The organism is Notoacmeibacter sp. MSK16QG-6, assembly GCF_024158145.1.
Lineage (GTDB): Bacteria > Pseudomonadota > Alphaproteobacteria > Rhizobiales > Rhizobiaceae > Notoacmeibacter.
Map to the genome: position 1 here is coordinate 25,971 of NZ_JAMYXM010000007.1, position 21,146 is coordinate 47,116.

23 protein-coding genes and 1 pseudogene are annotated in these 21,146 nt (G+C 58.9%); 7 read left to right on the plus strand and 17 right to left on the minus strand.

The genetic code is table 11. From position 1 onward, the window contains the following. Positions 1 to 2: 2 nt before the first annotated feature. The 9 genes from NIM86_RS15765 to NIM86_RS15805 all read right to left on the minus strand — a co-directional run bounded on the left by NIM86_RS15765 (position 3) and on the right by NIM86_RS15805 (position 7,854). On the minus strand, positions 3 to 884 hold the full coding sequence (locus NIM86_RS15765; RefSeq protein ID WP_253383537.1) for a Ku protein: 882 nt from the start codon (positions 882 to 884) through the stop codon (positions 3 to 5). A gap of 123 nt (positions 885 to 1,007) precedes the next feature. Continuing rightward, complete coding sequence (locus tag NIM86_RS15770) at positions 1,008 to 2,276, minus strand: cytochrome P450 (RefSeq protein ID WP_371872931.1); 1,269 nt, start codon at positions 2,274 to 2,276, stop codon at positions 1,008 to 1,010. Positions 2,277 to 2,329: 53 nt separating this feature from the next. Next, complete coding sequence (locus NIM86_RS15775; RefSeq protein WP_253383539.1) at positions 2,330 to 3,085, minus strand: Phenylacetic acid catabolic protein; 756 nt, start codon at positions 3,083 to 3,085, stop codon at positions 2,330 to 2,332. Between the two features lie 11 nt (positions 3,086 to 3,096). After that, positions 3,097 to 4,170 carry a 2Fe-2S iron-sulfur cluster-binding protein gene (locus NIM86_RS15780; RefSeq protein WP_253383541.1) on the minus strand — a complete coding sequence of 358 codons (1,074 nt, stop codon included), beginning with the start codon at positions 4,168 to 4,170 and terminating at the stop codon, positions 3,097 to 3,099. A gap of 10 nt (positions 4,171 to 4,180) precedes the next feature. Further along, on the minus strand, positions 4,181 to 4,702 hold the full coding sequence (gene paaD / locus NIM86_RS15785) for a 1,2-phenylacetyl-CoA epoxidase subunit PaaD (RefSeq protein ID WP_253383542.1): 522 nt from the start codon (positions 4,700 to 4,702) through the stop codon (positions 4,181 to 4,183). Continuing rightward, positions 4,702 to 5,559, minus strand: a complete 858-nt coding sequence (gene paaC, locus NIM86_RS15790) for a 1,2-phenylacetyl-CoA epoxidase subunit PaaC (protein WP_253383543.1) — start codon at positions 5,557 to 5,559, stop codon at positions 4,702 to 4,704. Before paaC ends, paaD begins: the two co-directional genes overlap by 1 nt. After that, positions 5,559 to 5,843 (minus strand): 1,2-phenylacetyl-CoA epoxidase subunit PaaB, encoded by a 285-nt coding sequence (gene paaB, locus NIM86_RS15795; protein ID WP_253383544.1) that lies wholly within the window; start codon positions 5,841 to 5,843, stop codon positions 5,559 to 5,561. The genes paaC and paaB overlap by 1 nt, the downstream gene beginning before the upstream one ends. A 28-nt stretch (positions 5,844 to 5,871) precedes the next feature. Further along, positions 5,872 to 6,876: a 1,2-phenylacetyl-CoA epoxidase subunit PaaA gene (paaA, locus tag NIM86_RS15800; protein ID WP_253383545.1), complete on the minus strand. Its 1,005-nt coding sequence runs from the start codon at positions 6,874 to 6,876 to the stop codon at positions 5,872 to 5,874. Between the two features lie 144 nt (positions 6,877 to 7,020). Then, positions 7,021 to 7,854, minus strand: a complete 834-nt coding sequence (locus tag NIM86_RS15805) for a PaaX family transcriptional regulator C-terminal domain-containing protein (RefSeq protein ID WP_253383546.1) — start codon at positions 7,852 to 7,854, stop codon at positions 7,021 to 7,023. Between the two features lie 161 nt (positions 7,855 to 8,015). On the opposite strand from NIM86_RS15805, the gene flhA reads away from it, so the two are divergent. The 6 genes from flhA to NIM86_RS15835 all read left to right on the plus strand — a co-directional run bounded on the left by flhA (position 8,016) and on the right by NIM86_RS15835 (position 12,806). Further along, the gene (gene flhA, locus NIM86_RS15810) at positions 8,016 to 10,103 is read left to right on the plus strand and encodes a flagellar biosynthesis protein FlhA (protein ID WP_371872925.1); all 2,088 of its coding nucleotides are present in this window, start codon (positions 8,016 to 8,018) and stop codon (positions 10,101 to 10,103) included. Between the two features lie 14 nt (positions 10,104 to 10,117). Then, positions 10,118 to 10,870, plus strand: coding sequence for a flagellar biosynthetic protein FliR (locus NIM86_RS15815; RefSeq protein WP_253383548.1), 753 nt, complete (start codon positions 10,118 to 10,120; stop codon positions 10,868 to 10,870). A 9-nt stretch (positions 10,871 to 10,879) separates the two neighbouring features. Then, a complete protein-coding gene (locus tag NIM86_RS15820; RefSeq protein ID WP_253383550.1) occupies positions 10,880 to 11,254 on the plus strand; it encodes a hypothetical protein in 375 nt (124 codons plus the stop codon). 74 nt (positions 11,255 to 11,328) lie between these two features. Then, positions 11,329 to 11,850, plus strand: a complete 522-nt coding sequence (locus NIM86_RS15825) for a rod-binding protein (protein WP_253383552.1) — start codon at positions 11,329 to 11,331, stop codon at positions 11,848 to 11,850. A gap of 33 nt (positions 11,851 to 11,883) precedes the next feature. Next, positions 11,884 to 12,252, plus strand: a complete 369-nt coding sequence (locus NIM86_RS15830; RefSeq protein WP_253383554.1) for a hypothetical protein — start codon at positions 11,884 to 11,886, stop codon at positions 12,250 to 12,252. Beyond that, positions 12,252 to 12,806: a hypothetical protein gene (locus NIM86_RS15835; protein ID WP_253383555.1), complete on the plus strand. Its 555-nt coding sequence runs from the start codon at positions 12,252 to 12,254 to the stop codon at positions 12,804 to 12,806. Before NIM86_RS15830 ends, NIM86_RS15835 begins: the two co-directional genes overlap by 1 nt. Positions 12,807 to 12,854: 48 nt before the next feature. Here the strand turns inward: NIM86_RS15835 and NIM86_RS15840 are convergent, their stop codons facing one another. Continuing rightward, positions 12,855 to 14,570: a methyl-accepting chemotaxis protein gene (locus NIM86_RS15840; RefSeq protein WP_253383556.1), complete on the minus strand. Its 1,716-nt coding sequence runs from the start codon at positions 14,568 to 14,570 to the stop codon at positions 12,855 to 12,857. Between the two features lie 461 nt (positions 14,571 to 15,031). Here NIM86_RS15840 and NIM86_RS15845 point away from each other — a divergent pair. Beyond that, positions 15,032 to 15,217 (plus strand): annotated as a pseudogene (locus NIM86_RS15845) (helix-turn-helix transcriptional regulator); the annotation flags it as partial. A gap of 72 nt (positions 15,218 to 15,289) precedes the next feature. On the opposite strand, the gene NIM86_RS15850 reads toward NIM86_RS15845, so the two are convergent. The 7 genes from NIM86_RS15850 to NIM86_RS15880 are packed head-to-tail and all read right to left on the minus strand — an operon-like array spanning position 15,290 to position 21,138. Continuing rightward, a complete protein-coding gene (locus NIM86_RS15850; protein ID WP_253383557.1) occupies positions 15,290 to 15,643 on the minus strand; it encodes a hypothetical protein in 354 nt (117 codons plus the stop codon). A gap of 11 nt (positions 15,644 to 15,654) precedes the next feature. Continuing rightward, complete coding sequence (locus tag NIM86_RS15855; protein ID WP_253383558.1) at positions 15,655 to 16,185, minus strand: chemotaxis protein CheD; 531 nt, start codon at positions 16,183 to 16,185, stop codon at positions 15,655 to 15,657. A 1-nt stretch (position 16,186) separates the two neighbouring features. Then, positions 16,187 to 16,576 carry a response regulator gene (locus NIM86_RS15860; RefSeq protein ID WP_253383559.1) on the minus strand — a complete coding sequence of 130 codons (390 nt, stop codon included), beginning with the start codon at positions 16,574 to 16,576 and terminating at the stop codon, positions 16,187 to 16,189. After that, positions 16,573 to 17,637: a chemotaxis-specific protein-glutamate methyltransferase CheB gene (cheB, locus tag NIM86_RS15865; RefSeq protein ID WP_253383560.1), complete on the minus strand. Its 1,065-nt coding sequence runs from the start codon at positions 17,635 to 17,637 to the stop codon at positions 16,573 to 16,575. Before cheB ends, NIM86_RS15860 begins: the two co-directional genes overlap by 4 nt. After that, on the minus strand, positions 17,637 to 18,494 hold the full coding sequence (locus tag NIM86_RS15870) for a protein-glutamate O-methyltransferase CheR (RefSeq protein ID WP_253383562.1): 858 nt from the start codon (positions 18,492 to 18,494) through the stop codon (positions 17,637 to 17,639). The genes cheB and NIM86_RS15870 overlap by 1 nt, the downstream gene beginning before the upstream one ends. Beyond that, positions 18,494 to 18,949: a chemotaxis protein CheW gene (locus NIM86_RS15875; protein WP_253383564.1), complete on the minus strand. Its 456-nt coding sequence runs from the start codon at positions 18,947 to 18,949 to the stop codon at positions 18,494 to 18,496. Before NIM86_RS15875 ends, NIM86_RS15870 begins: the two co-directional genes overlap by 1 nt. Continuing rightward, positions 18,946 to 21,138, minus strand: a complete 2,193-nt coding sequence (locus NIM86_RS15880; RefSeq protein ID WP_253383566.1) for a chemotaxis protein CheA — start codon at positions 21,136 to 21,138, stop codon at positions 18,946 to 18,948. The genes NIM86_RS15875 and NIM86_RS15880 overlap by 4 nt, the downstream gene beginning before the upstream one ends. Positions 21,139 to 21,146 lie beyond the last annotated feature (8 nt).

Here is a 21,146-nt window from a genome sequence, read left to right on the forward strand (position 1 = left end):
GCTTATGATGCCTTCTTCCGGCTACGCGAGGAAGACGGCTTCGATTTGCTGGAACTTCCGGAGGACTTCTTGGACTTCGTGTCGTCCGCCTTGTCGAGGCTAGCCTTCAGGGCGGCCATCAGATCGACGACATTGTCGCCACCCTTCCCACTGGAAGTGGTTTCGCCATCCTTCACCGGCACGCGCGCGCCCTTCTTGTCCGACACCTTCGCTTCGACCAATTCCCGCAGCGCATCGGCATAATTGTCGGTGAAGGAGGACGCGTCGAAAGGCGCGGTCTTGCGGTCGATCAGCGTGGTGGCGACATCAAGCAGATCGTCGTCTATCTTTTCATCCTTGATTTCCGAGAAGATCGGCTCGGCATTCCGGATCTCCTCGGCATAGTGCAGCGTCTCCAGAAGCAGCCCGTCACCGCAGGGCTTGATCGCGACAAGATATTCCTTGCCGCGCATGGAAAGCTGGCCGAGGCCGACTTTTTCGCTCTGGCGCAGCGCATCGCGCACGACGCGATAGGCATCCTGCGCCAGTTCATCGGTCGGCGTGACGTAATAAGGCTTGTCGAAATAGAGCGGCGGGATTTCGCAGGAGCCGACGAACTGTACGAGTTCCAAGGTCTTCTTGGTCTCCAGCTTGATCGCATCGACCTCGTCCGGGTCGATCAGCACATATTCGCCATCGTCCGTTTCATATCCCTTGACGATGTCCGCCGTGTCGATCGGCCCGATCCCGGCCACCGTCTTCTGATAGGAAACCGGCTTGCCAGACGGCTCGTGAATTTGCCGGAAGCTGATTTTTGAGGCCGTCTTCGTGGCGGTGTATAGCTCGATGGGGATCGAGACCAGCGACAGGCGAAGCTGACCTTTCCAGACAGGGCGAGGTGCCATGAACGCTTCTCCGACAATGAACGCGATGCAACCGGCCGCGAATGCGGCTTTAATGCGAATCCAATTCCAGTCGGCCCGATTCGTTCCCTGAAGCGCCCAGTACTGCCAGCAGACGGCTCGCTCTCAGGCTTGCAGTCTCGCCGGCAGCTTTAGGAACCCGCGAAACCGCAGACGCCGGCTTCGGACCGCGCCACCGCTGAGACTGTAGGCTGGAAATCGGTCGAGAAAGCGCGCAATCGCGGTCTGCCCTTCCATCCGGGCAACGCTCATGCCGATACATTGATGCGGCCCGGAAGCGAAGGCCAGATGCCGGTTCGGCCGTCGTCCAATGTCGAACCGGTCGGGCTCGTCAAAGATCGTCGGATCGCGATTGGCTGCGCCGATGCACAGCGTAAGGAAGGTGCCGGCTGGCATCTCAACCCCGTCGAATGTGACCGGTACAGTCGTCATCCGGTTGCCAAGCTGGTTCGACGACTCATAACGCAGCATTTCTTCGACTGCCGTGCGGATCAGGGACGGGTCGTCGAGCAGACGCTGGCGCTGGTCGGCGAAGCGGTCGAGCAGTTCCAATCCGTTGCCGATCAAATTGGTGGTGGTCTCATGGCCCGCATTGAGGATGAAGATGCAGTTCTGCAATAGTTCTTTTTCAGACAGCTTTTCGCCGCTCTTCTCGCCCTGTATCAGCCGGGTCAGCATGTCCTTTTCGGGATCGCCCGGCTGCTCGCGCCGCCGCGCCACCAGTGTTTCAAGATAGGCGAGAAATTCCGTCACGGCCCGGTTGCCGCGACGCTCTTCCTCCTCGCTCAGAACTGGCTCCAGCGCGCCGAGAATGGAGAGCGACCAGTCGCGCAAGGGTCCGCGCTCATCATGCGGCACGGCAAGCAGATTGCCGATCACTTCGACCGGAATGGCGGAAGCGAAGTCCTCGATTAGATCGACGGTCTCACCGCACCCGGCTTTAGACTCAAGATCGTCCAGCAGCCGGCCGACCAGTGCCTCGACATCGCTTTCCAGCGCTGAGACCGCGCGTGGATTAAGCGCGCCGGCAAGGATCGAGCGGACACGGGTATGCAGCGGCGGATCGTTAAAGACAAGACTTGTCGTGTGATGCTGGAAAAGCGGCGCATCACCGTATTTCTCGCCGAACTCGACCGTCTTATCGGAGGAATAGAGAGTGGTGTCCTTGTAAACGCTCGTGAGGTCCGCATGGCGGCTGAGCAGGTAGCTATTCTCGCCCAGCTTCCTGACCGGCGCATGGGCGAGCAACGCCCTATAGGTCGGATAGGGATCGTCGACGAACCCGGCAGGCGGTTCGGCAAGGCTGAAATTACGTGCTAGCCCAGCATCGCCGGCGGCGCCGGATTCCACGGAGGTTACAACCTCTCGTTCCATCATATTTTCCTCACCATATACCGGTCTCCCGTCCGGCAGTAAGCAGAGAGCCTCTATGCGAGGCCAAGCTCCTGCAATTGCCGATTGGCCACCGCCTGCCATTCATGAAGTAGTTCGTCGTTTGGACGCGAACGCAAGCCCATTGCACGCAACCGCTCGAACCCCTGCGACTGCGCTTCGCCGAACGTATCGGCCACGCGCGGCCGCCAGTAGGCAACCGAGACACACGCCTCCTCACGACCTGTCTCATCGGCAACCACCTTGCCCAGCTCCTCGATGCCGAGCTCCGTATGGCGCTTTTCGCGGGGCCGGATGTCGCGGATGGTCTCGGCCAGCGGCGCGTAAGAAACCTTGGCCATCTCAGCCAGATGAATGTCGGTCGCCAGGCCCATGAGAACGTTCATCGCGACGGCGTCAATCCAGCCTTGCAATGGCAGATGAAAAACGGCCAACCGCATGTCCGCGCCCTGTCGGCGCGCAGCGACTTTGGCGTCGCGGTCGAGTCGCGCAGCCCAGTCATGGGCGCTGTTATAGCGCGCCTTGTCGGTGCCGAACTCGGCCATCAGGTCGAGCACCCGCTCGGCGTGATCGGTTTTCTCCAGAACGATCCGGCTGGCGGCGATCCGCTCCTTGATGCCGGGCGCCATGTTGATGGCGTCGGCAAAACCTGCGGAGCCAGCCAGTTCGCTGTCGACGAAGGACGACATCAGCCGCAGCAACTCACCACGATAGCGGGGCGGCACATTGTCGGGCGATGTCAGCACCCCACCCTGCGCCAGATAGTCGTCGATGTTTGCCATACTGCTCATCGGTCGACCCCTCACTCATCATAGGAAAGAACGACTTTGTCGCTCATGGGGTAACACTGGCAGGAGAGCACGTATCCGGCGCGCACTTCATAATCCTCCAAAGCGTGGTTTGTCTCCATGTCGACATCGCCTTCCAACACCTTGGCCCGGCAGGTCGAACACACACCGGCTTTGCAGGAATACGGCGCGTCAATATCGTGTTGGAGCGCGGCATCGAGAAGGCTGACATCCCTTCTCATGGCGAAGGACCGCGTCGTTCCGTCCAGCGTGATCGTCGCTTCCGTGTCTCCTTCGCTCTGCGCCTGCTGGCTCGATACTGCCCGCTTCGCGGCACGGCCAGGCTGGCTGGAGGCGAACAGTTCGAATTTGATCTGGCTATCGTCCAGACCGTGATCGCGCAAAGCGCCCGCAATAGTCAGCATCAACGCTTCGGGCCCGCAGATGAAAGCGGTGTCGATCGCCCCCGGATCGATCCAAAGCTCAAAGAGTTTATCCAGCTTTTCGCGGTCGATCCGCCCGCCGAACACTTCGCTATCCTCCGCTTCGGATTTCAGAATGTGAAGGATCGACAGACGTCCGAGATGCAGGTTCTTCAAATCCTCCAATTCTTCGCGGAACATGATCGAATTGACCTGCCGATTGGCGTAGACCAGCGTGAAACGCGACTGCGGCTCGCGCTTCAGGATCGTGCGGATGATGGAGAGGACCGGTGTGATACCGGAGCCAGCAGCGAAACCGACATAATGGCGCGTATTGTCCGCATCGATCGGCGCATTGAAACGACCCTGTGGGGGCATAGCATCCAGCGTATCGCCGACCTTAAGTTCTTCATTGGCGAAAGTGGAGAAGGCGCCGCCATCCACCCGTTTGATCCCGACACGAAGAACCGGATCGTCGCAGCCGGCGCAGATCGAATAGGAACGACGTAGCTCATCCTCACCGAACATGCGGCGGAAGGTCAGGTACTGGCCCTGCGTGAAACAGAAATGGCCGCGATCCTCATCGCGCGGCTGAAGCGAAACGATCACGGAATCGCGCGTGTCGCGCTCTACCCCTGTCACCATCAGTGGCATGAATCGGCTCATCGCGTCTCACTCAGATGCATTTGAAATAATCGAACGGTTCGAGGCAGCTCTTGCAGCGATAAGCGGCCTTGCAAGGCGTCGAACCGAACTGGCTGACCTTCTCGGTCTCGGTGGAGCCGCAGCGCGGGCAGGCGATGCTCAAAGCCGCACCGCCAAAGTAACGCGCTGCTCGAACTGCGCCGCCAGACTGCGCGCCGCTTTTGTCAGGTGGAGCAATGCCATAGGTCCGCAGCTTCTCGCGCGCTTCATCGCCGATCCAGTCCGTACTCCATGGCGGCGATATTCGCCGCTCGATGCGAACTTTCTCGAGACCCCGCCGGGCAAGCGCGGTTTCGATATCGAGTTCGATAATCGACGTCGCCGGACAACCCGAATAGGTCGGCGTGACGGCAACGACCAGCGTTTCGCCGTCGAAATACACGTCCCGAACGATGCCGAGATCCGTCACAGAAATCACCGGAATTTCTGGATCGGGCACTTCCGACAGCCAGGCCCAGACGTCTTCGATGCATGGAAGCGTGGTGGTCGTCATCACCAGCTCGCGTCGGGATAAGCCCGCTGGAGGAACTGCATCTCCGCCAGAAGATGGCCGAGATGCTCGGTATGGCGCTGGCCGTTCTTGCCGCCGCTACGGGCGTAGTCATTATCGGGACGAACCAGCGTGGCCTCAGCAAAAACTTCGTCAACCAGCCTGTCCCATGCTGGCTTGAGCTCAGACGAGCGCGCCGCGATACCGACCTCAGCGACCGCCTCGTCCACCCCATCGTCGGTGAACATCTCATTGGCGTAAGTCCAATGCGAATCGAGCGCCTTCTGCATTCGCCGATGGCTTTCATCGGTGCCATCGCCAAGCCGGATCACGAGATCGGCCGACCGGTCGACATGGTAGCTCACCTCTTTGAAGGCCTTGGCTGCGATCTCAGCCACGCGTTCGCTCGACGATTCGCTTAGCCCGCGCAGCCGCTCGATATGCCAGGCATCGAACAGGAACTGGCGCATCAGCGTCGAGCCGATATCGCCATTCTGTTTTTCCACGAGAAGAACATTGCGGAAATGGGCAACGTCGCGCCGAAAGGCCAGCCGGTCGGCATCCCGGCCCTCACACTCGACTTCGCCGGCGAGACCGAGCCACATCTGCGTGTGACCGATCAGATCGAGTGCGACGTTGGCAAGCGCGATGTCCTCTTCGAGAACTGGCGCATGCCCGCACCATTCGGAAAGGCGATGGCCGAGGATAAGCGTGCTGTCGCCCATCCGGCACAGCCATTCGAAGAGAGCGGGCTTCAATTCCTCGTTGTGAATGTGGCGGTCGCGCGGGGCCTGATGTTCGGCCGCGCGGCGAGCCATGCCGACGACATCGGTGCTATTCATGTCCGGTAGCGACGGCATTACATATGCCCCACTTCATCGGGGATGTCGTAGAATGTCGGGTGCCGATATGTCTTGCTCTCGGCGGGATCGAAAAGAGGCCCCTTCTCGCTCGGCGCCGAAGCGGTAATGTCGACGGATTTCACCACCCAGATCGAAACGCCTTCCTTGCGGCGTGTGTAGACGTCGCGCGCATTGTTGATCGCCATTTCGGCATCGGGTGCGTGAAGACTGCCGACATGACGGTGATTCAGACCGTGTTGTCCGCGAATGAAAACCTCCCAGAGCGGCCATTCTTTGCTCATGGCTCTTCTCCCCAATGATCCGTGTCGATTATTCGGCGGCCTGCAACGCGCCTTCGGCCCGGCGTCGCGCCTGCTTTTCGGCATGGGCGGTCAGCGCGTCGCGGAACCAAGCCCCATCGTCCCAGGCTTTGCGGCGCGCTTCGATCCGCTCTTCATTACAGGGACCGTTGCCTTTGATGACCTCGAAGAACTCGGCCCAGTCCGGTTCGGAGAAATCATAGCCGCCCTTTTCCTCATTCCAGGCCAGCTTATCGTCCGGAACGGTCAGGCCAAGGAACTCGGCCTGCGGCACCGTCTGATCGACGAACTTCTGGCGAAGCTCGTCATTCGTGTTGATCTTGATGCGCCATTTCATCGACTGGTCGGAGTGCACCGATTCCTTGTCGGAGGGGCCGAACATCATCAGCGACGGATACCAGAAGCGGTTCAACGCATCCTGCGCCATATCCTTTTGTTCTTTCGTGCCGTTCGCCATCTTGCGCATGATGTCGAAGCCCTGCCGCTGGTGGAAACTCTCTTCCTTGCAGATGCGGATCATCGCGCGCGAATAAGGTCCATAGGAGGTCCGCTGCAGCGGCACCTGGTTCATGATCGCCGCGCCATCGACCAGCCAGCCGACCGCGCCGATATCGGCCCAGCTCAGCGTGGGATAGTTGAAGATGGACGAATACTTCATCTTACCCGAAAGAAGCTGTTCTGTCAGATCGTCGCGCGTGACGCCAAGGGTCTCCGCAGCGGAATAGAGATAGAGCCCGTGGCCGGCCTCATCCTGTACCTTTGCCAGCAGAATTTGCTTGCGCTCCAGCGTAGGGGCACGGGTAATCCAGTTGCCCTCCGGCAACTGGCCGACGATTTCCGAATGGGCGTGCTGGCCCATCATACGGATCAGCGTCTTACGATAATGCTCCGGCATCCAGTCCTTCGGCTCGACCCGTTCGCCGCGATCGATCCGCGCCTGAAAAGCCGCTTCCAGCTCCTCGGTTCCCGCTTCGATACCGTCGCGTTCCTTCGCGCCAAGTTCCTGGCCGTACATGGAAATCCTCCATAGTGATGACAGATTGCCCTATTTCGTGGGGCATTTGTTCGGCGACATCTCCTCCGTCAGATACGCTCATAGCACTAAACATCACATAATAAAAGAAAATCGAAAAATATGTGATGTTTCAGTATGAGGGTACTAGAGACCCGTGGGTCGTGAGGCGGAATCGGGATCGTCACCGAACGCTGGCATATCGGCAAAAAGCTGCGTGATTGCGTGATGTGCGCGTGCCGAGAGTGCGTCATGAAGAGCGTCGAAAAGACGGCGCGCCTTATCGCCCGGCCAATCTGCTGGCAGGGCATTTGCTGGCAGACGGGGATCGCTCAAAAGTATCATACGGAATTCATGCACCAGCAGTAGCCTCAGCAGCAGCGCCTGCTGCGGCGAAATATCCGCATCGCCAGTCTCGAACACGGAGAAGCGCTGAACGAACGCGCGATAGCCCGCGGCGAGATTGTCGAGCGGCCAGATCGAGGCGGCAAGCTCACGAAGAGCAGACTCGTCGGAAACCGATGCGACCTCAAACGTCAATTGCGCCTCAACCGGCCCATCCCTCTGCTCGGGAGCGAGAAAGAGATCGCCGCCCAGCCGCCCTAATTTTCCAGAAGACGCCGCAGCAAGGGCTGAGGCGCTGGGCGACATGTGAATCATCCAGTTTGCGGGTGTGGACGATGGGCTGTGGAGCCGCTTCGAAACGTCTGAAAATTCTTCTCGCGCCGCCTGCGTCAGGCGGTAGAAGCTGCGCCGCCCTTGACGTTCGCCTTCCAGTCGGTTGGCCGTCACGAGCCGGGAAACGGCTGTTCTGACGAGACTCTCCGAAAAGCCCAATCGTCCGCAAAGCGAGATCAGCGTCGCCATGCCCATCACCCCGCCATTGGGCATGACAAGATCGCCGTAAATGGTGACGATCATCGCTGGCGCGCGAGGCGAGGTCGCGTCGCAGATGGAATGGATCAGCGCGTCAGCCGGCATGGAAATCCTTTCATGCGATGAAAGCGTCATCCTACTAGCGACCGGCGCTGAAACGAAACAAGCCTATTGATCGTCGTAACTGACGGCACCGTGGGACGATACCGTCAGTCAGGCACAAGCTTGCCCCGCTACCTTGCCCACGTCAGCGTGCGGAGTTTCCATTGAGCCTGGTCAGCAGCAGCCCTGCCAACAATGTAGCAGCCAAACGATCCGACATCGGCCTGGCCGTTGGCGTGGCAATGATCCTCGTCATTCTGTTCCTGCCGATCCCGTCCTTCCTGATCGATATGGGGCTTGCGCTCTCGCTGTCTCTGTCGATCCTGATCCTTCTCGTGGCGCTCTGGATCGACCGCCCACTCGATTTCTCCGCCTTTCCGACCGTGCTGCTTATCGCCACCATGCTGCGTCTGTCGCTCAATATCGCCACAACGCGCGTGATCCTGTCTGAAGGCCATGAGGGCGAAAACGCGGCGGGCCACGTCATCGGCGGCTTCGCCAAATTCGTCATGGGCGGCGATTTTCTGATCGGCGTGGTCGTCTTTCTCATCCTCGTCGTCGTCAATTTCATCGTCATTACCAAGGGCGCGACCCGAATCGCCGAAGTCGGCGCACGGTTCACGCTAGACGCCATTCCAGGCAAGCAGATGAGCATCGACGCCGACCTTGGCGCCGGCATCATCACCGAAAAAGAAGCCCAGATTCGCCGCCGCGAACTGGAAGAGGAAAGCTCATTCTTCGGTTCCATGGACGGCGCATCGAAATTCGTTCGCGGCGATGCGGTGGCCGGCCTCATCATCACGGCCGTCAACGTGTTCGGCGGCATCGCCATCGGCTATAGCCGTCATGATATGAATTTCGGCGAGGCAGCCGACGTCTTCGTCAAACTCTCTGTCGGCGATGGTCTGATCTCGCAGATTCCGGCCCTTATCACCTCCCTGGCTGCCGGCCTTCTCGTCTCCAAGGGCGGCACGCGCGGCTCTGCCGACGTGATCCTGTTCAAGCAGCTCGGCGCCTACCCACGCGCCCTCTATGTCGGCGCGGGGCTGCTGAGCGTTCTGGCCTTCATGCCGGGCCTGCCCTTTCTGCCCTTCATCATTCTTGCCGGCGTATTCGCCGGAACGGCCATCCGTATCCAGCGCATCGCGCGCGACAAGGAAGCGCTCGCCAAGACGGAGCGGGATGCCGAGATCGCCGAGCAGCAGCAGGCCGACGACCGCTCGCTGAAGCATTCGCTCACCGTGAGCGAAATCGAAGTGGTGATGGGCAAACAGGTCTCGGTCGCACTCCTTCCGCAAAACGAGGAACTGACCTTCCGCATGTCGCGGATTCGTAAGAAATTCGCCAGCGAGTACGGCTTCGTCATTCCGGAAGTGGCGATCAAGGACGATCTGACCATCCCGCCAGGTCACTATCAGATCCGCGTCTTCGGCACCGTTTTGGCCTCCTACGAATTACGCCTTGGCGAAGTTCTGGCGCTCTGCCCCGAAGAAGCGGTGGCGGACCTGCCCTCCGTCAAGGTGAAGGAGCCGGCCTTCGGCATGGATGCGATGAGCCTGCCGGGTCATCTCGTCGACGAATTGAAGCGTCGGCGCATCTCGACGGCCGACAATGTCAGCGTTCTTCTGACGCATCTGTCGGAAGTGGTGCGAAATAATCTGCCGCAGCTTCTTTCCTACAAGGCTGTGCGCCATCTGATCGACCGGCTTGAACCGGAATATCGCAAGCTTGCGGACGATATCTGCACCAATCACCTCTCCTATCCCGGCCTTCAGGCAATCCTGAAAATGTTGCTGGCCGACCGCGTCTCTATCCGCAACCTCAATCTCATTTTGGAAGCGGTTGCCGAAGTCGCGCCGCATATGCGGCGCACCGAGAAGCTGGTCGAGCATGTGCGGATGCGCATCAGCCAGCAGATCTGCGGCGATCTGTCCAAGAATGGCGTGCTGAATGTGCTGCGGCTCGGCACCCAGTGGGACATCCTCTTTCAGGAGAGCCTGCGCCGCGACAATAATGGCGAGGTTCGCGACTTCGACATGAACCCTGCCGCGCTGGAAAAGTTTGCGGACGACGCCGGAGCCGTCATCACGGGCCACGCCAAAAGCGGCGTCCCCTTCACCTTGCTGACTTCGGCGGAAACGCGTCCCTATGTGCGGATGATACTAGAGCGGCTGCATCCAAGTCTTCCGGTCATCGCCCATTCCGAATTGGCGCGCGGCATGCAGGTCAAACTGCTTGGCTCGATAGGCTAGATTGGGAGGAGCGATTGGCGTTCCTGGTCCAGCAACTAGGCCTGGAGTTCTTCCTGATACTTTGTCGGATCGGCGGTTGCCTGATGATCCTGCCCGGCATCGGTTCATCGCGTATTCCGCCGCGGGTTCGCATGCTGCTCGTTATAACCCTGGCAGCGGCGGTACTTCCATCCGTCACAACTGTCACAGGCGTCGCGAAGCTTGGCGAAAGCGACAATCTGCTTCGGATGATCGCGACCGAAACAATGATCGGTGTCATTATCGGATTTTCGGTGCGGATCGTCGTGGCCGCTCTTGAGTTCATCACATCGGCAATCGCAATGACCATCGGCTATGGTGGCATGCTCGGTCCGGCGGTCGCGGAATCCACGCCCCAGGCCTCGCTCGGAACGTTCATTTCGCTATCGGCGCTAACCCTTCTCTTCACATTGAATTTCCATCATGCCGTGATCGCTTCGCTGGTTCAGTCCTATCAGCTTCTGCCGATCGGCACGGGCATGTCGGCAGAAGCGGTTCTGACACGCGCCAATAATCTTGCGACGGACGGCTTTCTGCTGACACTTCGCCTTGGCATCCCCTTTCTGGCCTACGGCATTATCGTCAATCTTGCGGTGGGGCTTGTTAACAAGCTGACGCCTCAGATCCCGGTGTACTTCATGTCGCTTCCGGCTGTTCTTCTGGGCGGGCTGTTCCTCGCCGCCTTCACCATTCAGCCCATACTCTCGCAATTCGGCAATGGTCTGCTCGCCCTGATCGGGCGTTGGTGAGAACAGCCGATGCAGTCGCCCGCCCGCCGCAAAAAACTGATCAAGACCCTCTCGCGCCTGCGCGCTCAGCGTGAACAGGAGCGTGATCGGCTGCGTATTCTTTTGATGGGTGTCGAACGCGAGTTGGATGAGATCGAGGAACTGATAACGCGCGATAATCAGTCACTGGACCGGTTCGTCGGCATGATCGGCAAACGGCGGATTTTGCTTCGCGGGCAGGCGGACACGCTTCGCGAATCGATCAAGGCGTTATCGCTAGACCTCAAAAGGGAGGAGCGCTGGATCGACACGATTGAGGACGATCGACGCCGCACGGAACAGATTGGCGAGCAACAGGCGCGGGACGAGGATTTGGCTGGGCGCATCTCAAAGAGCGAATTCTGACTGGCTCGAACGAATGACCAGTCTCTTGCAAGCTTCGGCGCTTAGACTGCTGCCAACAGACACGGAGAAGGGCCATGGCTGTCGACTTTCCTGGCGATCTGATCGCCGATGTTGCGCGCGCCGCCGATAACCGGACTGTCGAGCAGGCTCGGGCGCGGCTGGCGGGCTTGGCTGAAGCAAGCGGCAGAACGGCGCAGGCTTTTACAAACGAACTGAAGGGTACGGCGGCGGCTATCCCGGCGATAACGGCAATGGCTGGAGAGCCGCCGGCAGAGCAGGTTGCGGTAGTCGGCAAGAATCAGGACCCGGCTATGCAACGTTTCGAGGCCATGATGCTGCAACAGATGATCCAGCAAATGATGCCGAAAGAAACCAGCGCTGTTTATGGCGAAGGTTTTGCCGGCGACATGTGGCGCTCCATGCAGGCTGAGAAGATTGGCGAGACCTTCGCCAAGCGCGGAGGAATCGGCATTGCCGAGGCGATCTCCTCGCGTTTCGCCCTTAGCAGCGGAGACGTCCGGACCGGCACAGCCGACGGCGCGGCCATCGTCGACAAGATAACGCTCCGCATGCTGCGTCAGCAGCAGAGCGGCTAAAAACAAGAACCACGGGTGAGCGAGGACAATCCATTGGACAGGAGATTGACTTCAGAAGGTGTTGGCGCAGCCGAGCGATTGATCGGTTCGATTTCGCGATGCCTGGCCGAAGAAACGGAATATCTTCGCGTCAATGGCGAAGGAGAATTGTCGCAGTTCAACACGCGCAAGAACCAGTTGCTGACAGAGTTCGTGCGGCTCGGTGCGCGCCTTCACGAAAATGAGATCAAGGCGATCGATCAGGACAAGCTGTCGGACCTGAACAAGGCGATCGCAGCCAACCGGCGTCAGATCGAAATCAGCATCTACGTCAATCGCAAGGTGACCGACACGCTGATGGACATGGCCCGCGATTCGGAAAATGACGGCACCTACTCCATGATGCCGGGCATGTACGGATAATGTGGCAATCTCTGCTGTTCGGCTTGCTCGGCATCGGAGGATTGGCTGCCGGTCTTGTCATGTCCGTTCCACAGCCATCGTCGGAAATGCTCGCGCTTGAAGCCAATATCGATAAAGCATCGGGCGGCCACGAAGAGGTTGCCAGCGGAACCGCAAATATCCAGAGCGCCGAAAGCCGCGATCTACCGGTCTTGGTCGCACCGCTCATTTCTCCAAATGGAGAGATCGTCGGCTACCAGTCGCTTGCTCTTTCTGTCGTTTTGCCAACCAGCCATGATGCGGGCGCGCTTCGGCCGCTACAATTCGCGATTGAGGACAGCTTCAACGAATGGATCGCGACCTCGTCTGACGAAGACCGCCGCACCCAATTCGACGACCTTTTCACCCTGGCAGATTATCTGGAAAAGCGCGCACGTGAGCGTTTCAATATCGAGATGAAATTCGATCTTGTCGCTCTACAGTCGGATATTTTCGCCGCAGCAGAAACGCGCCAGAACCTTATCGAGCCAAAGGGCGGCGCCAAGCCCTCTTCTCGAGTTTCCTCAAATCACTAAGGGCAGGCAATGCGCGCGCACCGCCTGCCCTTCTGTTTCAGGTTTGATTTAAGCGGCCGCCTGGAGCTTTTTCGACACATCCTGAAGGGACGATGCCGGCGTCATCTTTGATGAACGAGCGCCTTCTTCCCCGAGGTTGAAACGGCCGATCAGTGACTGGGTTTTCTCGGCGTCGCTCGCCAGAGAGTGGCTGGCGGCGGTCATTTCTTCCACCATCGCGGCATTCTGCTGGGCGTTTTCATCGACCTGATTGACCGAGCGCGAAATTTCCCTGAGGCCGACGGCCTGCTCCTTGGAGCCCTCCGTGATCGATGAAATCCGCTCATCGATTTCCTCAATCTGCGCCACGATTTGCTGAAGCGCTTCTCCCGCCTGATTGACCAGCGCCACACCGCTATCGACCTGTTCGACCGACGTGCCGACCAAGCCTTTGATCTCCTTGGCCGCTGTAGAGGAACGCTGCGCCAGTTCGCGCACTTCCTGCGCCACTACAGCGAAACCGCGACCGGCTTCACCGGCCCGCGCCGCCTCGACTCCAGCATTGAGCGCCAGCAGGCCCGTCTGGAAGGCGATCTCGTCGATGATCCCTATGATGTCGGCGACCTTGGAAGACGATTCCTCGATTTGTCCCATTGCGGTGATCGCGCTCTTGACCACCTCACCGGACTCCATGGCGTTCTTGCGGGTGCGCATGGCGAGATCCGCTGCCTCCTGAGCCTGGCTGCTGGCATTCTCGACATTCGTGCTTGTCTCTTCCAGCGCCGCTGCCGTCCGTTCGATAGAGGCGGCTGCCTGCTCCGACCGTTTGGCAAGATCGTCACATGCGATGCGAACCTCTTGCGAGCTGGAACTGATCGAGTTGGCATTTGACTGGGTCTCGCCCACCAGTTCGCGAAGCTGGACAAGCGTATCGTTATAGTCGTCGCGCAGTTGCTGCAGAGCCGGCACGAAAGTCTCGGAAATCGAATGTGTCAGATCGCCTTCCGCCAAAGCGCGCATGGCGCCCGCGAGAAGCCGTACATTCTCCACACGTTCGGTAACATCGGTCGCAAGTTTGACCACGCCGGTCACCTTGCCACGCTCGTCGAAAGTGGGATTGTAGGAGGCCTGAATATAGACCCGCTTTCCGCCCTTGCCGATCCGCTCGAATTCCGATGCGATGAACTGGCCGCTGCGAAGGGTCTCCCAAAATTCTTTGTATTCGGCCGATTTCGTGTAGGCGGAATCGCAGAACATGGCGTGATGATGGCCGCGAATTTCTTCTATCGAATAGCCGACGGCCGAAAGAAAATTGTCATTGGCCTCGAGAATGGTGCCATCCGGCTGAAAGCTGATGACTGCCTGTGAACGGTCGATCGCGTCCATCAGGCCCGAATTTTGAAGAGATTTCGTCTTCTCAGCGGTGATATCTGTTGCGATCTTTACGACCTTATAAGGCACGCCTTTGCGCAGAACCGGATTGTATGACGCTTCGATCCATACCGTCCGCCCGCCTTTCGCAATCCGCTGATATTGCTGGTGATCGGCGTTGCCGGCTGCAAGATTTTTCCAGAACGAAGCATATTCGCTCGATGTTTTGTATTCGTCAGGGACGAAAAGCGAGTGATGCTTGCCGATGATCTCTTTTTCGGAATAGCCCATCGTCTTGCAAAAGAGCTCGTTGGCGCGCTGAATTGTCCCATCGACGGAAAATTCGATGATGGCGTGCGTGCGGTGAAGGGCCGCCAGAATATTGGTGTCGTCGGAATGTTTGCTGCTCAGCATCGATTGATCCTACCTCTTACAACGGGGGTAAACTGCACACTTGTTCAGGCGTGCGCACACGCCGGAATAAGGGCTTGGCGATAATGCCAAACGGGTTGAGTACCGATCCTCCCTGAAATCATAAGATGCACATACAAAGATGAAAGCAGACTTAATTTGCCTCAAATATTGCATTTGGAGGATAGAAAAAATTAAGAAAATGATGACTGGAACAATCAGTATAATTGGCTGAACCGATTGACTGCCTGGCACCTCGAAGGCCATGCAATTTTGGCGATTGACCTCACCATTTGCTGCCGATTATGGCACGCGCCCGAAAAATAAGCGCTTTGCAAATGTTGCAACCTATGACTCCGCGATAGTAGCGTCAGCCAACTTTCGAGTTGAAAGTGATTCGGGGCAGGCGAATGAGCGCTCAAGCAGCGATGGAAGAAGACGTGTCCGCCATACGCGAGCGGTTCACGGCAAGAGAGATCGAATGCCTGCTATGGTGCTCGATGGGAAAGACCAGTTCGGAGATTGCGACGATCGTCGGTCTGAGCGAACACACGGTCAATCACTATCTCATCTCGTCGGCAAAGAAACTCGAATGCACCAACAGGGTTCACGCCGTCGCGAACGCTCTGCGCAACGGCCTCATCAACTGAGATTTTCAGGCTAGCTGGGACGACGACCGAAGCCTTTTCCCGCGCCACCCAATCATTCTGAAGTTAGTTCGCTCAGCTTTCGCGCATCAGACGCGCGATGGATTCAAGGCAGGTTCCGATCTCGACCACGTCCTGCGCTTTCGGCATTGCATCGACGTGCGAAAGAAGTTCGGCCATTTCCTTCAATTGCTGCGAATGCAGATCGAGATTTTGAAGAAAATCGAGAGACTGTTTATCGAGCTGGTCTATCGGCCAGGCCTGATCGACATCGAGGCGCGCCGCGATGTCCCGCAACTGGGAGGCAACCACGCCCACCAGCTTGCGGAAGCTGACGGCGATCGGTTCCTGGGCGCTATGGTTGGCAACTTCGCCCTCATCACCCCAGAGATCGTTGCTATCGTCGAAAAGGCGCATTTCGCCGGCCATACCCAAACTCCTCAGAAGAAATCGACATCGCCGGTCGTTGCCGGCTCCGGCAGCGGCTTGACCGACTGCTCGACAATCGTATCGTCAATGGCCTTGACCCAGGCCCGGCCGGTTACGGCCTGAAAATTGATGCGGCGCGCCTTCTGGCCCCCAAGGTCTTCGGCCACCACCTGATAACCTTCGGCCCTGACGAACTCGCGGACAAACGCGATGTTCTCTTCGCCTGGCTGACAGTTCGACGTGAACATGCGCGCGCCGCCGAACAGCTTCAGGCGAATATCATTATGCGATGCGCCGCGCTTGAACATCTCATTGAGCATCATTTCCATCAGCCACGCGCCATAGCCGCGCTGTTCGGCCGCGCTGGCGCCGGTATTGCCCGGCAGCAGAATGTGATTCATTCCACCCAGACCCTTGACCGGATCGAATGCACAGCAGGCCACGCACGACCCGAGCACAGCACTCAGCGTCACGTCGAGATCCGACGTCACGGCATACTCGCCTTGACCGACGATTTTCTTGTGCAAGCCCATCTGCGTCATGTCAGGCGAACTTTCCGACCACGGCTTCCAGAGCCCCCTTCAGCACCGCCGGCGTGAACGGCTTGGCTAGCACATTGTTCGCACCGAGCTTGCGAGCCTGATCGACGACCTTGGCGTCTTTCCGGCCTGTGATCATGATAAAGCCCGTCTTGGAGAGCTTGCCGCTCGCCCGCACCGCCTGCAGCAGCTTCATGCCATCGACGTCTGGCATGTAGAGGTCGGAAATGACCACATGAACCGGCTTGGTATTGAGTTTGGTGAAGCCGTCCCGCCCGTCCTTGGCAAGCTGGATGTTTTTCAACCCCAAACCCTGAAGCATCTCAACCGTCAGCATACGGCTGGTCACGTTGTCATCGACAACCATAACGTGCAACATGTCTTGAATGCTCATTGATTGACGACCTTCTTCATGGCCTGGCGGCCTTGCAATGCATCCGCCAGGGCTTGCAATGGGAGAACCTGTTGCGCGGCTCCGCATTCGGCCGCAACGCGAGGCATGCCGTAAACCAGGCTCGTCGCCTGGTCCTGAGCAAAGGTTCGTGCGCCGGCCTGACGCAGGCTCAGGAGCCCCTGCGCGCCGTCAGCGCCCATTCCGGTGAGCACGGCGGCGCTGATGGAGAAATTGCTCAGTGCGGCGAGCGAGCGGAACATTTCGTCGACCGCCGGCCTGTGACCCTGCACGGGGTCGCCCTCTACGATATGGCAGGTCAGCGCGCTGCGCCCGCGAATATGCAGATGCCCGACCTCGCCGGGGGCCAGATAGACACAACCAGTTTTTAATGTTTCTCCGTCTTCTGCCACTTTCAGATGGGGCTGTATGGCGCGGTCCAGACGCGCGGCCAGCCCATTGGAAAAACGGCCCGGCAGATGCTGCGTGATGACGGTCGGGGGACAATCGGCAGCAAAGTCGCCAAGAATGGCTTCCAGTGCCTCGATGCCGCCGGTCGATGAGCCGAGAGCGATAATGTCTGGCGCAGAACCATTGGAAGCTTTAGGCGCGGCGGTGGGCGCAGGCTTGGCCGAGGCAAGGTGCGGCTTTGCTTTATCGCCCTTCGCAACACCCATCAGACAGGCGTCGCGAACGGCCTGACGCATGGTCTGCATGGCTTGCTCGTCCGAAAGATTCGGCTTTGGCAGGCAGGCATTGGCCCCAAGACGGAACGCTTCCGATGCGACAGGGCTACCCTCGGTTGCATGACCCGAGATCACGACGACCGGCATGGGCCGTAGTTTCATGATGCGCTTGAGAAACTCCAGCCCGTTCATGTTGGGCATTTCGAGGTCCAGCGTGATCGCATCGGGATTGAGCGCCTTGATCTGGTCGCGCGCCTCGAACGGGTCGGCAGCGGTGCCGACGATTTGCAGCGATGGATCTTCCTTCAGGATCAGCGCAATCATCGATTGCATGATCGGCGAATCGTCGACGATGAGAACCTTGTAACGTTGTGTCATCAGGCCTGGCTCACTTTCTGAAATCCGGAAGGGCAGCATGGTTTGAATTTTTTCAGGACGGAGCCATGCAGCCGCTCCGAATGACCGAGATAGAGATACCCGTTCGGCTCCAGCATATCGGCGTACCGTTCCATTAGCTGCGCCTGCAGATCGTTCGGGAAATAGATCAGGACGTTGCGGCAGAAGATCGCCCGAAACCGGCGTTTCATCGGCCATTTGTCCTTCAGGTTGAGCGGATTGAACTGCACGAGCTTACGCAGGGCCTCGACCGGCTCCACGGTACCTCCGTTTTCCCTGAACCAGCGTTGGCGCAACTCTGGCGGAAGCTTGTCGCCCTCGGCTGCCGCATACTGACCGATCCGCGCCTTGCGAAGAATATCGGTGTCGATATCGGTGGCCAGAATGCGAAGATCGGCGCCGGCAAGGCTACCATTGGCGACGTCCAGAAGGGTCGCGCCCAGCGACAACGCCTCGCGGCCGTCCGAACTGCCTGCCGACCAGAAGCGCACGGGCTTGCCTGCCTTGGCGTCTGCGATGGCGGCTGCCGCGACATGATCGCGTATATGCTCGAAGTGATGCGGCTCGCGCCAGAAATCGGTGACATTGGTCGTCACCGCGCAGATCATCGAATGGCATTCATCGGCGCCATCCTGCGAGGCGATAAGCCTGGCATAATCCTCATATGAACCGCATTTAAGCGCGCGCAGCCGCCGCGCCAACCGGCCAGAGACCAGTTCGCGCTTGCTTTCCGACAGTTCGATTCCCGCCCGTTCCGATACGATCCGACGGATCGTATCGAACGCTTCGGCGGTCAACCGCGGTGCCGCAAGGACTTCAGCAGGCGCAGGCAGGCTCATCAGGCAGCATCCTGCAAGGTCGTGGAGATGATGTTCTCCAGCAGCACTTCGCAGATGATCGCGTCTTCATGCAGAATGACCTGACGTAGATACTCCGCGCCGACCGGCGTATCCATATCCGGCAGATCGCGAATGTCGTCCGGCGCCACCTGAAGAATATCGGAAACGCTGTCGACCAGCATGCCGGCCATCCGGTCGCCCACCTGGGCCACGATCACGACGCTTTGCGGGCTGGGCTTGCAATCGCCAAGGCCGAACCGCGCCGAAACGTCGATGATCGGAAGGATGGTGCCGCGAAGATTGACGACACCGACCACATAGTCCGGGACGTGCGGCAGCTTTGTCGCATCGTTCCATCCGCGAATTTCGCGGATCGAGGTTATGTCGATGCAGAACTGACGTCCCTGCACCATGAAGGCGATGAATTCGCGTGTGCTGTGGTGATTTTCAGTCATGCCACTGCCCTTTCCATAACGAGGACTGAACCGTTGTTTTGACGAAGTCCCAATGCCGTTTCGAGAATTTCATCGACATCGAGAATGAGTGCGATCCGCCCGGTGCCGAGAATGGTCGCGGCACTGACATCGGACACGCGGCCGAAATTGGCTTCCAGCGATTTGATGACGAACTGCTGCTGGCCGTCGAACTGATCCACAAGGAGAGCGGCCGACGCGCCAGACTGCGATTCGACGATCAGAAGCGTCGCTTTCTCCGGCATCTCGTCGATCGTGCGGAAACCGAGCCGCGCGGCGATATTGATAACCGGGACAAGGGTATCGCGGACCTTTACGACCGGCTTGCCGCCAATATCGTGAACGTTCTCCTTGGCAACGCTGAGCGTTTCAAGAACACAGGAAAGCGGGACGATGAAGACCTCGTCCGCAGCCCGCACCACCATCCCGTCAAGAATAGCGAGCGTCAGCGGCAGGCTCAGCCGGATCTGCGTGCCATGGCCGGGATTGGAGCTGATCGAAACACGGCCGCCAAGCGCCTGGATCGACTGGCGGACGACATCCATGCCGACGCCGCGACCCGAGAGATCGGTGAGTTGCTCGGCAGTCGAAAAGCCGGGCGCGAAGATCAGATTGTCGATCTCGCTCTCGCTCAGCTCGGCGCCTGGCTCGATAATGCCTTTCTCGGTCGCCTTTTTGACAAGCCGCTCGCGGTTGAGCCCCGCGCCGTCATCCTCGACCGAAACGACGATCCGCCCGGACTGATGGCAGGCGGAAAGCTTGATCGTGCCCTGTTCGTCCTTGCCCTTGGCGCGGCGGTCTTCCGGTGTTTCGATACCATGGTCGATAGCGTTTCGGATCATATGGGTCAGCGGATCGCTCAGCCCTTCGATCACGGTGGTGTCGACTTCCGTGTTCTCGCCTTCGAGGGCAAGAACGGCTTTCTTGCCGGTGTGACTGCACGCTTCGCGCACGATCCGCGACATACGCATGAAAACGGGTTTGACCGGCTGGGCGCGGATGGCCATCACGCTTTCCTGAATCTCGCGCATAAGACGCTCGATTTCGCGCAGCATGTTCTGCGAAGGCGAATCGCGATTGTCCATTTCCGTCGAAAGGCTCTGCGCGAGCATGGCCTGACTGATGACAGCTTCACCCATCAGGTTGATCAGTCGGTCGACGCGGTCAGATTCTACGCGGATCGTCGGTGAGGTCTTCAAGGTTGCCGGCTTGTCTTTCTGCGCGGGCGTCGGCTCCTTGGCCTCTCGCGAAGGCAAATTGGCTTCTGGCGATGGCAAAGTTTCGATCTCGGCGACGGGAGCGGTCACAGCCTCAAGAGCGATTTCTGGCTCTTCGCCCGTGCTTGTTTCGGCTTCATCGTCATCGCCCTCGGCAGATTCGAAACCGGCCAGCAGATTGTCCAGATCGGGCATGTCGTCGGAAGCGCCGCCATCCGGAGCATCGATTGAATGGGTGATTTCGCAGTCGCCCTCGCACCATTCGATGATGTCCGAAACCTCGTCATCGGGCGACTCGGTCGTCAGGCGCAGAGTGAAGCAGAGATAGGTCTTCGTACTGTCGAAACCGCTCAGATTGGGTACCTGGCTGCTATCGGTCTCGACGCTTAGCTCGCCGAGTTCAGACAGATTGCGGGCAAGCTTCTGGACATCGTTGCCGCGCTGATAAAAGGCCAGCGTCGGCTTGATGTTGATCGTATGGGTCGTCCCGGCTGGTGCCGCCTCTTCAAGGGAAAGCGGCGTAAGATCGATTGGAACGGCGTCGAATTCGATTTCCGGCTCCGGTTCGTCCGAAATATCGCCTGCGAAGGCTTCCGACAGCTTGGCGACAAAATCGCTCGTATCGGGAATTTCTCCGCCATCGCGCGTCGCAGCAATGACGTCGCTCAGCTGGTCGCAGGCCGACGCGATCAGATCGAGACGCGGGTCGCGACCTGGGTCCGGCTCGTTGCGGATGACATCGAGACCGTTTTCAACTTTATGGGCGAACTCGACCAGCTCCGTGAAGCCGAACGCACCAGCGCCACCCTTGATGGAGTGGATCGCCCGAAAGATGGCATGGACACAATCCACCTCTTCCGGATCGCTTTGCAGCGTCATGAAGCCCTGTTCGACTTCAGCGAGCTGGTCTGCGCACTCTTGAAAAAAGGTGACTTTGATGCTGTCCAGATCCATTGACCCGT

What these genes read in the sequence shown, in the direction of transcription:
- NIM86_RS15835 (WP_253383555.1), top strand. Translation starts at nt 12,252, where the DNA reads ATGTGGCAATCTCTGCTGTTCGGCTTGCTCGGCATCGGAGGATTGGCT.
- NIM86_RS15840 (WP_253383556.1), bottom strand. Translation starts at nt 14,570, where the DNA reads ATGCTGAGCAGCAAACATTCCGACGACACCAATATTCTGGCGGCCCTT.
- NIM86_RS15765 (WP_253383537.1), bottom strand. Translation starts at nt 884, where the DNA reads ATGGCACCTCGCCCTGTCTGGAAAGGTCAGCTTCGCCTGTCGCTGGTC.
- NIM86_RS15870 (WP_253383562.1), bottom strand. Translation starts at nt 18,494, where the DNA reads ATGAGCCTGCCTGCGCCTGCTGAAGTCCTTGCGGCACCGCGGTTGACC.
- NIM86_RS15820 (WP_253383550.1), top strand. Translation starts at nt 10,880, where the DNA reads ATGCAGTCGCCCGCCCGCCGCAAAAAACTGATCAAGACCCTCTCGCGC.
- NIM86_RS15780 (WP_253383541.1), bottom strand. Translation starts at nt 4,170, where the DNA reads ATGAGCCGATTCATGCCACTGATGGTGACAGGGGTAGAGCGCGACACG.
- paaC (WP_253383543.1), bottom strand. Translation starts at nt 5,559, where the DNA reads ATGCCGTCGCTACCGGACATGAATAGCACCGATGTCGTCGGCATGGCT.
- NIM86_RS15855 (WP_253383558.1), bottom strand. Translation starts at nt 16,185, where the DNA reads ATGACGCAGATGGGCTTGCACAAGAAAATCGTCGGTCAAGGCGAGTAT.
- paaD (WP_253383542.1), bottom strand. Translation starts at nt 4,702, where the DNA reads ATGACGACCACCACGCTTCCATGCATCGAAGACGTCTGGGCCTGGCTG.
- NIM86_RS15850 (WP_253383557.1), bottom strand. Translation starts at nt 15,643, where the DNA reads ATGGCCGGCGAAATGCGCCTTTTCGACGATAGCAACGATCTCTGGGGT.
- paaA (WP_253383545.1), bottom strand. Translation starts at nt 6,876, where the DNA reads ATGTACGGCCAGGAACTTGGCGCGAAGGAACGCGACGGTATCGAAGCG.
- NIM86_RS15875 (WP_253383564.1), bottom strand. Translation starts at nt 18,949, where the DNA reads ATGACTGAAAATCACCACAGCACACGCGAATTCATCGCCTTCATGGTG.
- NIM86_RS15825 (WP_253383552.1), top strand. Translation starts at nt 11,329, where the DNA reads ATGGCTGTCGACTTTCCTGGCGATCTGATCGCCGATGTTGCGCGCGCC.
- NIM86_RS15860 (WP_253383559.1), bottom strand. Translation starts at nt 16,576, where the DNA reads ATGAGCATTCAAGACATGTTGCACGTTATGGTTGTCGATGACAACGTG.
- NIM86_RS15880 (WP_253383566.1), bottom strand. Translation starts at nt 21,138, where the DNA reads ATGGATCTGGACAGCATCAAAGTCACCTTTTTTCAAGAGTGCGCAGAC.
- NIM86_RS15775 (WP_253383539.1), bottom strand. Translation starts at nt 3,085, where the DNA reads ATGAGCAGTATGGCAAACATCGACGACTATCTGGCGCAGGGTGGGGTG.
- NIM86_RS15805 (WP_253383546.1), bottom strand. Translation starts at nt 7,854, where the DNA reads ATGCCGGCTGACGCGCTGATCCATTCCATCTGCGACGCGACCTCGCCT.
- cheB (WP_253383560.1), bottom strand. Translation starts at nt 17,637, where the DNA reads ATGACACAACGTTACAAGGTTCTCATCGTCGACGATTCGCCGATCATG.
- paaB (WP_253383544.1), bottom strand. Translation starts at nt 5,843, where the DNA reads ATGAGCAAAGAATGGCCGCTCTGGGAGGTTTTCATTCGCGGACAACAC.
- NIM86_RS15770 (WP_371872931.1), bottom strand. Translation starts at nt 2,276, where the DNA reads ATGGAACGAGAGGTTGTAACCTCCGTGGAATCCGGCGCCGCCGGCGAT.